The 13,264-nt window shown below is 69.2% G+C and carries 12 protein-coding genes; 7 read left to right on the top strand and 5 right to left on the bottom strand.

Translation table 11 applies throughout. The features are described from left to right. Positions 1 to 67: 67 nt before the first annotated feature. Positions 68 to 586 (bottom strand): class I SAM-dependent methyltransferase, encoded by a 519-nt coding sequence (locus tag GTZ93_RS03655; protein ID WP_139916305.1) that lies wholly within the window; start codon positions 584 to 586, stop codon positions 68 to 70. Between the two features lie 120 nt (positions 587 to 706). Between GTZ93_RS03655 and GTZ93_RS03650 the strand changes: the two genes are divergently transcribed. The 3 genes from GTZ93_RS03650 (at position 707) to GTZ93_RS03640 (ending at position 3,574) form a co-directional block, all read left to right on the top strand. Then, the gene (locus GTZ93_RS03650) at positions 707 to 1,408 is read left to right on the top strand and encodes a hypothetical protein (RefSeq protein WP_139916307.1); all 702 of its coding nucleotides are present in this window, start codon (positions 707 to 709) and stop codon (positions 1,406 to 1,408) included. 154 nt (positions 1,409 to 1,562) lie between these two features. Next, entirely contained in the window at positions 1,563 to 2,894 is a 1,332-nt protein-coding gene (locus tag GTZ93_RS03645; protein WP_139916308.1) for a ferritin-like domain-containing protein, read from the top strand. Next, positions 2,891 to 3,574, top strand: coding sequence for a hypothetical protein (locus tag GTZ93_RS03640; RefSeq protein ID WP_139916309.1), 684 nt, complete (start codon positions 2,891 to 2,893; stop codon positions 3,572 to 3,574). The genes GTZ93_RS03645 and GTZ93_RS03640 overlap by 4 nt, the downstream gene beginning before the upstream one ends. A 13-nt stretch (positions 3,575 to 3,587) precedes the next feature. Here GTZ93_RS03640 and GTZ93_RS03635 read toward each other — a convergent pair whose 3' ends face one another. Next, the gene (locus GTZ93_RS03635) at positions 3,588 to 3,977 is read right to left on the bottom strand and encodes a helix-turn-helix domain-containing protein (protein ID WP_180946022.1); all 390 of its coding nucleotides are present in this window, start codon (positions 3,975 to 3,977) and stop codon (positions 3,588 to 3,590) included. 48 nt (positions 3,978 to 4,025) lie between these two features. Further along, positions 4,026 to 4,508 carry a hypothetical protein gene (locus tag GTZ93_RS03630; RefSeq protein WP_139916312.1) on the bottom strand — a complete coding sequence of 161 codons (483 nt, stop codon included), beginning with the start codon at positions 4,506 to 4,508 and terminating at the stop codon, positions 4,026 to 4,028. Between the two features lie 143 nt (positions 4,509 to 4,651). On the opposite strand from GTZ93_RS03630, the gene GTZ93_RS03625 reads away from it, so the two are divergent. Then, positions 4,652 to 5,914, top strand: a complete 1,263-nt coding sequence (locus GTZ93_RS03625; RefSeq protein ID WP_139916314.1) for a C39 family peptidase — start codon at positions 4,652 to 4,654, stop codon at positions 5,912 to 5,914. A 239-nt stretch (positions 5,915 to 6,153) separates the two neighbouring features. Further along, positions 6,154 to 7,593, top strand: a complete 1,440-nt coding sequence (locus tag GTZ93_RS03620) for a glutamine synthetase family protein (RefSeq protein ID WP_120576478.1) — start codon at positions 6,154 to 6,156, stop codon at positions 7,591 to 7,593. Here the strand turns inward: GTZ93_RS03620 and GTZ93_RS03615 are convergent. Next, entirely contained in the window at positions 7,590 to 8,438 is an 849-nt protein-coding gene (locus tag GTZ93_RS03615; RefSeq protein WP_139916316.1) for a DUF1206 domain-containing protein, read from the bottom strand. The genes GTZ93_RS03620 and GTZ93_RS03615 overlap by 4 nt on opposite strands. 127 nt (positions 8,439 to 8,565) lie before the next feature. Next, the gene (locus tag GTZ93_RS03610; RefSeq protein ID WP_139916318.1) at positions 8,566 to 9,372 is read right to left on the bottom strand and encodes an alpha/beta hydrolase family protein; all 807 of its coding nucleotides are present in this window, start codon (positions 9,370 to 9,372) and stop codon (positions 8,566 to 8,568) included. Between the two features lie 107 nt (positions 9,373 to 9,479). Here GTZ93_RS03610 and GTZ93_RS03605 point away from each other — a divergent pair, with 107 nt between their 5' ends. Both GTZ93_RS03605 and GTZ93_RS03600 read left to right on the top strand, forming a co-directional pair. Then, positions 9,480 to 12,965, top strand: coding sequence for a serine/threonine-protein kinase (locus tag GTZ93_RS03605; protein WP_257979052.1), 3,486 nt, complete (start codon positions 9,480 to 9,482; stop codon positions 12,963 to 12,965). Then, positions 12,925 to 13,242, top strand: coding sequence for a PaaI family thioesterase (locus GTZ93_RS03600; RefSeq protein ID WP_219629051.1), 318 nt, complete (start codon positions 12,925 to 12,927; stop codon positions 13,240 to 13,242). The genes GTZ93_RS03605 and GTZ93_RS03600 overlap by 41 nt, the downstream gene beginning before the upstream one ends. Positions 13,243 to 13,264: the final 22 nt, after the last annotated feature.

Raw genomic sequence — 13,264 nt, 5'->3', positions numbered from 1 at the left:
ACGCTTCGGCTGCCTGGCGGGTCGCTTCGAAATCGGCGGCACTCCCCACCCGATGGGGGCCGTGCCGCTACCCGGACGCCTGCCCCACGACGCACGCACGCGACGGCGCGGCGGGAACGGTTCGCATGGTGAAACCCTGCGACTCCAGGCTCCGCGCGGCCACCATGGCGAAGCGCTTCGCGTGAGCGGCGACGGGCGCTTCATGAAAGAGGTAGAGCGCGCCACCGGGACGCAGGTGTTCCCGCAGCCGCGAAAGCTCCACGCGGACGTCGTCCTCCGCGAACAGGCTGACGTTGATGGCGAAGGCGACATCGAACAGCTCGCGCCCCAGGTCCACCTCCGCGAGCGTCCCGATGCGAGCCAGGACATGTCCCGCGCGGACGGCATCCGCGTTCCGTCGCAGCGCCTGGGTGATCATCTTCTCCGAACGGTCGATGCCCAGGACGCCCCCATCGCGCAGCCGCGAGGCCACGAGCCCCAGCGCGATGCCATGGCCACACCCCACCTCCAGCACCCGCGCGTCCGGAGCGAGGGACAGCACCTCCATCGCCCAGCGGAACCTGGGCGCGACCGGACCCGTGCTCATGCGCGCAGCGTGGCGTCCAGGCCCCACCCCCTCAACTTTTCGAGCCCTCCCTCACGTGAGGAGGTGTTGGCATCCCCATTGCTGAGGCCATCGGACACACGTCCTTCCCAGGAGCCTCCCTTGAACATCCATCGACTGCGTCGTCTCTTCTCGCGGGCCTCGCTCGCCCTGCCCCTGGTGCTGGCGGGCTGTGGCGGACCGGAGGGCAGCGTGGACCTGACGGGTTACTCGGAGATCGCTTGCACGGACCAGGGCATCTCCGTCAGCGGCCTGACGGTGACGCCGGCACCGGACTTCGTGCAACTGCGCTACTTCGACTCCTACAAAGAAGATGGCCAGGCGCCCGCCCCTCCCCTCAGCCTGAGCTCCTCCGGCCAGCCTTGCGCGACGGCCACGGACGTCCCCGCGTGTGAGACCGCGCTGGAGAACGCGATCGTCACCGACGGATTCCACTTCGGCTGCCAGGGCAAGGGCGGCTGCACCAGGTCCCACTTCCTGGTGACGACCCGGGGTGACGAGGTGAAGACGTATTCGACGGGTGTGGAGGTCCAGCGGTTGCTGGGTGTCATCGACACGGAACAGGAGGCGGTGCTCAAGGCCTTCGCGTCCAGCTACTCCTTCCTCTGCGGAGACAAGAAGCAGGGCGCGGTGAAGAAGAACACGGATGGCAGCTTCAATGTCATTGGGACGAATGGCCATGCCTGCGGGCCGGGCTCGGAGCTGACCCAGCACGTGCTGAAGGTGAAGGGCTCCGGTGAGGTCGAGGAGCTGGAGACGCGCGTCCTGGAGGAGGGCGACTCGGTCTGCCCTGCCGGCCAGTAGGGCTCCAGGTCGCCCTGCGAGCGCGGCGCCCAGGTCGCGTCCCCCTCAACTTTCCGAGTCCCCCTCAGCCTTCCCTGGGGAGCTCCCCAGGGAAGACGCCCTGGCATCCGCATTGCTCAGGGTCCCGGACACACGCCCTTCCCAGGAGCCTCCCTTGAACATCCATCGACTGCGCCGTCTCTTCTCGCGAGCCCTGCATGCCTCGCTCGCCACGCCCCTGGTGCTGGCGGGCTGTGACGGCTCGGAGGGCAGCGTGGACTTGAAGGACTACTCGGAGGTCGCGTGCACGGTTCAGGGCCTGTCCGTCAGTGACCTGACGCTGACGCCGGAGCAGGACTTCGTGCAGCTCCGCTACATCAACCCCAACGGAGGCCAGGCGCCCTCCACCTACGTCAACGTGAGTTCCTCCGGCGAGCCCTGCGCGACGGCCACCGACGTCCCCGCGTGCACGACCGCGCTGCAGAACGCGAACGTCACCTCCGGCTTCCACCACGTCTGCGTGGACTTCTGCAGCGAGTCCTTCCTGGTGACGACCCGGGGTGACGAGGTGAAGACGCACGCGACGCTGGAGGAGCTCCAGCAGGTGCTGGGCACCATCGACACGGAACAGGAGGCGGTGCTCAAGACCTTCGCGTCCGGCTACTCCCTCCTCTGCGGAGACAAGAAGTATGGCGCGGTGAAGAAGAACGCGGATGGCAGCTTCAACGTCGTCGCGACGAAGGGCTACGCCTGCGGACCGGGCACGGAGCTGACGCAGCACGTGGTGCGCGTCTCCGCTTCCGGCGAGCTCCAGGAGCAGGAGAAGCGCGTCCTGGAGAAGGGAGACCCCAACTGCAACATCGGCCGTCGGCCGGTGGGGCTCCAGGTCGCGGAAGCCTGCGAGAGCCCGGAGGCGCTGGGCCGCTACTTCGCGAACGCGGCGCACCTCGAAGCCGCGTCCGTGCACGCGTTCCTGCGACTGCGGGATGAACTGGCGATGCACGGCGCGGACGTGGGCCTCCAGGACGCGGCGCGAAGGAGCGCCATGGAGGAGGTCCAGCACGCCCAGGTGACAGAGCGGCTCGCGCACCGCTTCGGTGGCACGCCCCAGCGTCCGGTGGTGGAGGAGTTGCCGCCGCGCTCACTCGTGGACGTAGCGATGGAGAACGCCGTGGAGGGCTGCGTGCGCGAGACGTACGGCGCGCTGCTCGCGCACCACCAGGCGATGCACGCGCGCGACCTGGAGGTGCGGCAGGCCATGGTCCGCATCGCGGAGGATGAGACGCGACACGCGGCGCTGTCCTGGGACATCGACCAGTGGGCCCGGACGCGCCTGTCCGCGGAGGAGCGTGCAACGCTGCGCGAGGCACAGAAGCGCGCGGTGGCACTCCTGCGCCGGGACGTCGCGGTACCGCTCGACGCGAGCATCGTCACGGAAGCGGGCATGCCCACGCCGGAGACGGCCCTGGCACTGCTGGACACGCTGGAACAGGACCTCTGGGCGTGAGTCGCTTCTTCTCACGAGCCCTGGTGGGCATGACGCTGCTGTTGGCCGGCTGTGATTCCTCGGCGGACACGGACGGATACAGGCAGGTCGACTGCTCGTATTGGTGGAGCCGCCATCCGCTCTTCGACAGCCTTCGTCCCGCGGCGGGACTGGATGCGGTCCAGGTCCGCAGCACGCGCGATCCGGCTCCATCGACGGGCCCGGCCTCCGGCAGCATCGCCTCCTGGGGGCAGGCCTGCGCGACAGCCACCGACGTCCCCGCATGTCAGGCCGCCGTGGATGCGGCACGGCCGTCCGAAGGCTTCCACTCCTCCTGTGTCGCAGGAGCCTGCTCCTACCGCTTCCTGCTCACGACGCAGGGAGACCAGGTGCGGACCCACTCCACGTCGGCCTCCGTCCGGGAGGTGCTGGGGACCATCGACACGGAGCAGGAGGCCGTCCTCATGGTCTACGCGATGGGTTACGACTTCCTCTGCTACGACGTAAGCCAGGGGGGCGTGAAGGCGAACGCGGACGGCAGCTTCGACGTCATCGGATTCCGGGGCATCCAATGCGACCGGGACCTCCCCATCACGCAGCACGTCCTCCATGTGTCCGAGTCCGGAGAGGTCCGTGAGATGGAAAGCCACGTGCTCCAAGGCGGCGAGGAGACGTGTGGCCCACCCGGCGCGCCCCCCTGAGCCAGCACGCCAGTCACGCGGGCTCGAGTTCGCGTGACCGGGTCGACCCCTTCCGCACGGCGCGGCCCTTCTTCGCGGCGACGGAGCGGCGGGGCCGAGCGGGAGCCACGGCGCTTCCCACGGGCTCCAGCCGGAACATGTGGCCCATCGCATGGGCCATCCGGAAGAGCGTCAGCCCGGTGGCGTTCGCTTTTCCCGACTCAATCTTGCTGATCTCACTCTGGGGCACGCCGGCCCTCACGGAGAGCTGCGCCTGCGTCAGGCCCTGCGCCTTCCGCAGCATGGCCAACTCCCGGGCGATACGGAAACGGTCACGCTGGGCCTGAAGCTCCGCTTGAGCGGCAGGCCCCTCATCCGCAGCTTCCTTCTCCACGAAAGCAGTCAGGTCCTTGAGGGTGCGCACGAAGCCTCCAGCCAGAACAATATTCCTATAACCCATGATGAACAACCGCTACTTCCCGTCCTTCGGCTTCCCTGCTCCCTTGTTCCGATGCTTCTCGCGCTGTTTGAATCGGACCAGTCGAGCCTCAGCGATAGCAATCTGCTGCTGCTGGTATCGCTTGGACGGGTTGCGCCCTTTGTCGTAGCCGTGGAGCACCAAGGCCCGCTTGCGCCCATGCGGATGGAAGAAGAGGCGAAGGAGAATCTCCTCGCCCATGTCCTCCGGATGAGGCGCCCTGGGCGGTTTGCCAACGCGTTTCAGGAGTTGCGCCGCATCTTGCCGCAAGCGCAGTTCGATGACGCCGCCTCCCAGGTTCTTGCCGAATTCGGTGCCCACGATGTCGGGGCCCATTGGCGCGACAAGCTCCTCCAACGCCGCGGTCACAGCGCGTCGCTGCGCTGGAGAGAGTTCCTCGGTCATCCATTTGAAGACGGGCGAGGAGCCATTCGCTTCCTCGTAGAACTCAACCGTATAGATAGAGGCTTGGGTCATCGCGGTGACCCCACCGGGTCGCGCCCAGCGCTCTACCAACCACGTCTGACATTCCAGCGCATGGACCCGAATCTGTCTGCCCGGCTCGACTTTCCAGGAATCCAACTTGAGCCCACGCATGAGCGTTTGCGAAACTCGCTCCCGTGAACGCCCGCGCTCGCGTCCTCTCCGCTGTCCTGCTGGCCACCTGCATCTGGGGCTGCGCCTCCTCGCCGCCGTCGGCCCCGCCGGACACGTCGTCTCCGGAGGCCGGCTCGCCCGCGCGCCTGTGGCAGAAGACGTCCGTGTCAGGCGACCTCTCGCGCTTCTCCCGTGACGGCACGCGCGTCACCGCGGAAGGCGCGCTGGAGCTGGACCCCACCACTGCGAAAGACGGCACCGACCCGTTCCCCGCGGGCGGCTGGCTGGACGGCGGCAGCTTCTACAACGGCGGCTCCTTCCGCGTTGGCACCGCCACCTCTGAAGTCCAGTCCGTCCCCGGTGGCTTCGACAGCGTGGTGCCGTCCTTCGACGCGCAGACGCCTCCCGGCACCTGGGTGAAGCTCACCGTCTCCGCCCGCATCGAAGGCACCTGGACCAAGGACTACGAGCTGGGCGTCTGGGCCTTCGACACCACCACCGTCGCGCGCCACAGCGTGGACAACCAGGGCGACGCCGACGGCAACGTCCTCACCGACACCCTCAACCTCAAGCGCCGCGCGGACGCCCTGCGCGTCACCGTCCACCTCTTCTCCGAACGCCCTGACATCAGCCCTCGCGTCCGTGCGCTCGCCGCCGCCGTCACCGATACGCGCCTCAAGCCCCAGGACGCCACGTCGGACCGCACCGGGTGGGGCGTCGTGCTCGACGTGCCGGGCTACTCGCAGATGATCTACCCCGACGGCGGCGAGGTCTGGTGCTCCCCCACGTCCACCACCATGCTGCTCGGCTACTGGAGCCGGAAGCTGGGCCGCGCGGACCTGGAACACCCCGTGCCCACCGCCGCCGCCCACACCTATGACTGGGTCTACAAGGGCACCGGCAACTGGAGCTTCAACACCGCCTACGCCGCCAGCATGTCCAACGGCGCCCTGCACGGACTCGTCGCCCGCTTCGACTCGTTCGCCCCCGTGGAGCGCCTCGTCGCCGCCGGCATCCCCGTCAGCATCAGCATCGCCTACGAACCCGGAGAGCTTCCCGGCGGCGCCTCCCGCCGCACCGACGGCCACCTCATCGTCGTGAAGGGCTTCACCGACACCGGCGACGTCGTCGTCAACGACCCTGCTTTCGGCTCCAACGAAACCACCCACGCCACCTACCCCCGCGCCGAGCTGTGGCGTGCCTGGCAGCACTCCCGGGGCGCCGCGTACGTGCTGTGGCCCGCCGGCACCGCCCTGCCCGAGCAGGGGCTCGTCCCCCTCCCGTAGCCCGCGTCCGAATGCGGACACGCGACCAACGCAGCGCGGCGCGCAGTGTCCACTGGCCGGGGCGTCAGACACCCCGTCCCTTGACGTTCAGGCGTCCGTGCGCGACCCGACAAGACCTTTAGCCTTCAGTCCGCCTAAATTAGGCTTGATTTCGGGTCGCGGAATGTAAATACCTGCGACCGCGATTTTGATGTTCCCGCCGGTACTCCGGAACCGGGGACACGCCTGGAGGCAGGACCATGGAGCAGAAGCCGCTGCGGGACTTCCTGGAGATTCCCTACGACGAGCTGGAGGAACTCAACCTCAAGGTGAAGCGCCAGCGCATCAAGCGCGAGTCGCCGGACAAGGTTCGCGAGGAGCGGATCAAGTACCTGACCGACGAGAAGCGCATCAAGGCCGTCACCGTGTGCTTCACCGACCTGGAAGGTCGGCTGCACATGCTGGACTACGACAAGAAGTTCCTCCTCAAGAGCGCGGACAACCTCACCTTCGACGGCTCCTCCATCCGCGGCTTCTCCGCGCAGGCGGAGAGCGACCTGCGCCTGAACGTGGACTGGAGCGCGTTCTACTGGCTGCCGTCCGACATCTTCGGCCCCGGCAAGGTGCTCGCGTTCTGCGAAGTGCTGGAGCGCGACGGCACGCCGTACCACTCGGACATGCGCGGCCAGCTCAAGCGCGCCACCGAGCAGCTGTTCCAGAAGGACGGCACCGTGTTCCACGCGGCGCCGGAAATCGAAGGCTTCCTCTTCAAGAGCCGTGACGCCGAGCGCCACTACCACGAAGAGGGCAAGTTCGAGTTCATCTCCATCGGCGGCTACTACCACGCGCTGCCGGGCGACGGGCTGCGCACCTTCATCGACAAGGCCGCGGAAGCGCAGCGCGCCATGGGCTTCGAGAACGAGAAGGACCACCCGGAGGTGGCGCCCTCCCAGTTCGAGATGAACTTCTCCTACAGCGAGGCGCTGGTCGCCGCCGACCAGATCCAGCTCTACAAGCTGCTCTGCCGCCAGGTCGCCGCGCAGCAGGGGCTGACGGCCAGCTTCCTGCCCAAGCCCGTCACCGGCGTGAACGGCAACGGCATGCACATCAACATGTCGCTGTCGAAGAACAACAAGAACCTCTTCTACGACAAGGGCGGTCAGGACGGACTGTCGTCCATGGGCTGGGAGTTCATCGACCGCATCCTGAACAACGCGAACGACATCTGCCTGGTGCTCAACTCCAGCGTGAACTCGTACCGCCGGTTGGATCCGCACTACGAGGCGCCCAACCAGATCAAGGCCTCCGCGAACAACCGCGGCGCCATGGTGCGCATCCCGTTCGGCAACGAGCGCAGCGCGCGCGTCGAGTGCCGTTCGGTGGCGCCGGACGCGAACCCGTACATGGTGCTCTTCACGCTGCTGAAGACCGGCCTGGAGGGCCCGCAGCCGCAGGAGGACGCGGAGACCAAGCGCAGCCGCACGCGCTTCCTGCCGGACAACATCTACGACGCGGTGCGCTTCTTCAAGGGCAGCCAGTTCATCGCGCAGACGCTGGGTGAGCAGGTGCAGGGCAAGTACGCGGAGCTGAAGGTGTCCTCCGCGGACCGTTGCCCCAAGCAGCTGGGAACCCGCGTGAAGGACGCGGAGATCCAGTTCCACCATGAGGTGACGAACCAGTACCTCTGGAACCTCTTCTAGAGTTCGCGGTAGCGCGCCTGGAGGAACAGGTAGGCGGCGTAGGCCACCAGGCCCGCCGCCACCACTCCCAGCAGCACGTCGCCCGCGGGTTGGCGGGCGACGACGGTCAGGGCCTCTCCCAGGCCCTTGGCCTCGCCCGGGTTCGCGTCCACGCCCGCGAGCACCAGGAAGCCGCCAATGACGGCGAACACCACGCCACGCGCGGCGATGCCGAACTGGCACACCCGCTCCACGCGGTGCTGATGCGCCGCCGCCAGGCCCGTGAGCGTGAGCTTCTCCCGGAACTTCGCCTTCCACGCCGTGTGGAACTGCTTCAGCGCGAAGCCGACGATGCCCAGCCCCACCAGCACCACCAGGACGCGGCCGAAGGGCTGCTCCATCAGCGTCGCCGTCCAGCCCTGGGTGCCCTTGCCCTTCCCCTGTGACGCGCCCACCACGGTCTTCACGGCGAACAGCGCCAGCGAGCCGTAGATGACGCCGCTCACGAAGTACATGGCGCGAGTGGCGATGCCCTTCGCGTCCGAGCCCTTGTCCTCCGTGTCCGCGAACGCCTGCGCGAATCTCCAGATGACGTAGCCGACGAGGCCCACGGCCAGGAGCGACAAGAGCACGATGCCAAAGGGCCCGTGCGCTACGGTGGAGACAGCGCCGTGGCTGTCCGTGGCGCGTCCGCCCTCGCCCGCCGCGAGCTTCAGCGCGAGCACGCCGATGATGGCGTAGACGCAGCCCTTGGCCGCGTAGCCCATGCGGCCCAGCTTCTTCGCCCACGGGTGGTTCGCGGCTTCCTTCGCGCCGCGCGACAGCCGCTCCATCCCTGGCCCGCGCATCACGTCCATCGTCGCCATGCGGTCTGCTCCTCCCGGTCTTCCGAACCGAAGGACAGGGTGCGCATCCGGAGGCGCGAACGGGCGCAAGGTGCTCCCCCCGGTCCCCCATCCGGGCGGGGAGCAGTGGGCCCGGCTGGCTGGCTGCTCAGCGCAGGTTCTTCACGGCCTGGACCACGCGGGGCCACTCCTTGGAGCGCGGGTCGATGAGCTCGAAGTGGCCCGCGCCCTTCAGGGGCACCAGGTGCACGGGGTCCTTCTGCTGGACGCCCCGGGCGTGGAAGCCCTCACTGACCTTCAGCGGAACGGTGTCGTCCTCGGTGCCATGGAGGAGGACCTGCGGCAGCTTCAGGGGCTGGAGCGCGGCGGGGGACGCCACGGCGTAGCGCTCCGGGACCTGTTCTGGGGTGCCGCCCATGAAGGTCTTCACGATGCCGTTGCCCAGGTCCAGCGCGGCGCCCTGCGAGAGGTCCAGGACACCGGCCAGGGACACCACGCCCTTCAGCTTCAGCGGGGCGTCGCGGTAGAGCGGATGCTTCGGCGGGAGGCGGTGCCGCGCGGCGAGCCACATGGCCAGGTGTCCGCCCGCGGAGTGGCCCATGGCCACCACGTTGGAGAGGTCCAGCCCCAGCGACGGAGCCGCGCTCATCAGGTGGTCCGCCGCGGAGGCCACGTCCTCCAGGGTGCCGGGGAAGCCACCGCCGTCCTGGCCCACGCGCCGGTACTCCAGGCTCCACGTCGCGAAGCCGCGCTTCGTCAGGTCCGCGCACAGGTGGCCCGCGTGCTCCAGGCCGTACTCCGCGCGCCAGAAGCCGCCGTGGACGAAGAGGACCACGGGGTGCGGGCCCTTACCCTTGGGTTTGCGCAGCTCGGTGAACTGCTGCGGGGCTTCGCCATAGGCGATGCGCGCGTCAGGCGGCGGCTGCGGCGTTTCCAGGACCCACATGGAGCTCATGCCGCGCATCTTGGGAACGGGCGGCCGGGCACCGCAAGTCGTGCCGCGCCGCCGTGCGTGGGGGACGGAGGCTCCGGTACGCTTTCGCGCGATGGGAGCGTGCTGGCGTGCTTGAGGCGAACGAAGCGGAGCTGCGCATGGCGCTGGCCGAAGGCCTGCTCTCCCGCGAGGACGTAGACACCCTGCGCGAGGAGGCGGTGCGGCGCGGCGTGTCCCCGTTGCAGCTCCTCGTGGAGCGAGGGCGGCTCACAGGGGATTCGCTCGTGTCGCTGCGACGGAGCATGGAGGTGGAGAGGAACGCCCCACCGGGCACCGCGGACGACACGCTGCCTCCGGGCGCAGTACCCGCCACCGTGGTGGACGGTCCCGCGTTCCCGGTGCCGCACTGGACGCTCTACCGGCCCCTCCGCTTCCTGGGTCAGGGCGGAATGGGCCGCGTCTTCCTGGCCCGGGACCTGCGGCTGCACCGCGACGTGGCGCTGAAGTTCGTCCGCGATGAGGACCCGGAGCTGTCCCGCCGCTTCATCTCCGAGGCCCGCGCCCAGGCCCGCGTGGACCACGAACGCGTCTGCCGCGTGTACGAGGTCGGTGAAGTCCAGGGCCGCGCGTACATCGCCATGCAGTACATCGCGGGGGCGCCGCTGCACACGCTCGCCGGCACGCTGTCCGTGGAGCAGAAGGCGCTCGTGCTCCGTGACGCCACGCTGGGCGTGCACGCGGCCCATCTGGCCGGGCTCGTGCACCGTGATCTCAAGCCCTCCAACATCCTCGTGGAGCGTGGCGAGGACGGCGCCCTGCGCCCCTACGTCATGGACTTCGGCCTGGCGCGCGACTGGTCCAGCGACGATGCCGCCACCGCCACCGGTACCGTGCTGGGCACGCCCCAGTACATGGCCCCCGAACAGGCCCGGGGCGAGGTCACCCGGCTGGACCGGCGCGCGGACATCTACAGTCTGGGCGCCACGCTGTATCACCTGCTCACCGGCCAACCGCCTGTCACGGGTGCCAATGGATTGGAGGTGCTCGGACGCATCGCCACCCAGGAGCCTCGCCGTCCGCGTGAGCTGGACGCCGGGATTCCGGCGGACCTGGAGGCCATCGTCCTCAAGTGTCTGGAGAAGGACCGCTCGCGGCGCTACGGATCCGCGCGAGCACTGGCGGACGACCTCACGCGGTTCCTCGAAGGCGACCGGGTGCTCGCGCGCACGGGCCCCACGTACCGCGTGCGCAAGTGGATGGCCCGTCACAGGGTCGCCGTCGTCGTCGCGAGCATCACCGGGTTCGCCGTGGCGGGCGCCGTGGGCCAGGGCGTGATGGCCCGGCGGGAGGTGTCTCGGCGCGAAGCCCTGACCCGGCGCTTCACCGAGGGCGTCGAACGCATCGAGGCCCAGGCCCGCTACTCCGGCCAGGCGCCCCTGCACGACACGCGGCCCGACCGCGAGGCGATGCGCGCCCGCATGCGCGACATCGAAGCCTCCATGCGCGACGCCGGTCCCGTCGCGGAAGGCCCAGGCCATTACGCCTTGGGGCGCGGGTTCCTGGCGCTGGGGGACGAGGAGTCCGCGCTCACGCACCTGGAGACAGCCTGGGCGAAGGGCTTCCGTGAGCCTCGCGTGGCGTATGCGCTCGCGCTGGTGCTGGGCCATCGCTACCAGCGCGAGCGATTGGAGGCGGACCGCATCCCGGACGCGGCCAGCCGCGAGGCGAAGCGGCGCGAAGCCTGGACGCACTCCCGTGACCCGGCGCTGGCCTTCCTGGAGCAGGGCCGAGGCGCGGAGGTGCCCGCCTCCGAATACGCGGAGGCCCTTCGCGCCTTCCATCAGGAGCGCTTCGAGGACGCGCTGAAGTCACTGGACGCGCTGGGCGCACGGCTGCCGTGGTTCCACGAAGCGCCGCGGCTCCGGGGCGACGTGCTGCTCGCTCGCGCCGTGCGCCATGCACTGGCGAGTGAACGCGACGCGGCCCGGGACGACCTGGAGGCCGGACGGCGGTCCTATGACGCGGCGGCGGACATCGGCCGCAGTGTGTCCGCCGTGCACCGTGCGCGGGCGGAGCTGGAGCAGGAGGCCCTGTTCCTGGAACTGTCCGGCAAGGGCGACGTGCTGCCCGCGTACACGCGCGGGATGGAGGCCGTGTCACGCGCGCGCACGGCGGCTCCGGATGAAGCGGACACCTGGGTGCTGGAGGCCCGGCTCCACCGGAGCCTTGCCCAGGCGAGCCTCAGCAGTGGAGGCGACATGGAGCCGCTCCTCACGCGCACGCTCGACGCGGCGAAGGAGGCGCTGCGGCTTGCTCCCGAGAAGGTGGAGGCACGCCACGCGCTGGCCATGGGTTGGTGGCAGTGGGCCCGGTACCGTCAGGACCGGAACGAGGATCCGCGCGAGCAACTGCGGGCCGCCGTCGCCGCCTTCGAGTCCATTCCCGAGTCCGCGCGCGACTACGACTTCCACCTGGACCTGGGGCTCGTCTTCAAGGTGTGGGCGGATTCAGAGGACGGGCGAGGCGGGGACTCGCTGCCCTTCCGGCAGCAGGCCATCGCGTCCTACCGGCGGGCGTTGGAGCTGGACGCGAAGCGGCCGGATGCGTGGATCAACCTGGGCACGGCCTACGTGAACCGAGCCAACCATCCGCGCGCACCGTCGAAGGACACGGACCTGGAAGAAGCTCGGACGGCGCTGGAGCGCGCGAGCACGCTCGACCCGGGGCACGTCGTCGCGTGGTTCTACCTGGCGGAGGTGCACCGCACGCTCGCCTTGCGCCTGCGAGACCACGGCGGCGACGCGGGGCCAGGACTCGCCCACGCGCTGGAGGCCTATCGCCAGGGCGTCGCCATCAACGCGAAGCTGCCGCCGCTCCAGAACGGCGTGGGGACCATCCTGCTCGACCAGGCCCGCGAGGCGTGGGACCGGGGAGACTCACCAGAGCCCCTGTTGGACCAGGCGGAGCAGGCTTTCCTCCAGGCCATCGCCATCGCGCCCAAGGTGGGCTTCGCGCACAACAACCTGGGCGAGGTGCGCATGTGGCGCGCGACCTGGCGCCTGCTGCTCGACCAGGATCCCACCGCGAGCGCGAAGGAGGCACAGGCCAAGCTCCAGCAGGCCACCACGTTGCTGCCTGGACTCGCGGAGCCGTGGGCCAACCTGGGCCAGGTGCACTACACCGTGGCCGCGTACGCGCTGAAGCACGGGAAGGATCCACGACCTGCGCTCGCTCAGGCCACGGAGGCGCTGGAGCGTGCGTTGAAGCTCAACCCATCACTCGCACAGGCATGGCGCTGGCGGGGAGAAGCGCGGGCGCTCCAGGCTCGCGAGGAGGCCCGGCGGGGACAGAAACCAGACGCGTCCTTCCAGGCCGCCGCGAGCGACTTCCAGAAGGCACTGGAGCTGGATCCCGAGAACCTGGATCCGCGCCTGGCCTACAGCGCGCTCCTTCGCGAATGGGGCGCGACGGCCTCCGGTCCGGACGCACGAGCCCACCTCCAGCAGGGACTGTCACTCATGGATGCCGTGCTCACCGCGCGCCCCCGGTGGAAGGACGCGAGCATCTTGCGCGATGATCTGCGTCGCGCACTCGCGAAGCAGCCACCGGAGTGACGGCCTGGCGCGGGTTGGTGAATGCACGGCATCTTCGCCGCTCCAGGTGTCGCCGGGCGAGGTCTTCATCGAGCTGCCGCTCCGGGAGGACCTCACGCAGCAGCACGGCTATCTGCACGCGGCCATCGTCGACAGTGCCTGTGGCTACGCGGCGCACTCCCTGATGCCCGTGGACGCCGCCGTCCTGACGGTGGAGTACAACGTGAACTTCCTCAAGCCCATCGCGACCATGCTCGCGACGATGATGGCCGTGAGCCAGCGGGAGACCTCGGGGTGATGCGTCCCGGATGACCGGGCTT

The sequence above is a fragment of the Corallococcus exiguus genome (genome assembly GCF_009909105.1).
Taxonomy (GTDB): domain Bacteria; phylum Myxococcota; class Myxococcia; order Myxococcales; family Myxococcaceae; genus Corallococcus; species Corallococcus exiguus.
Note: the sequence above shows the minus strand (reverse complement) of the source record. Positions and strands in the feature narration are given on the sequence as shown.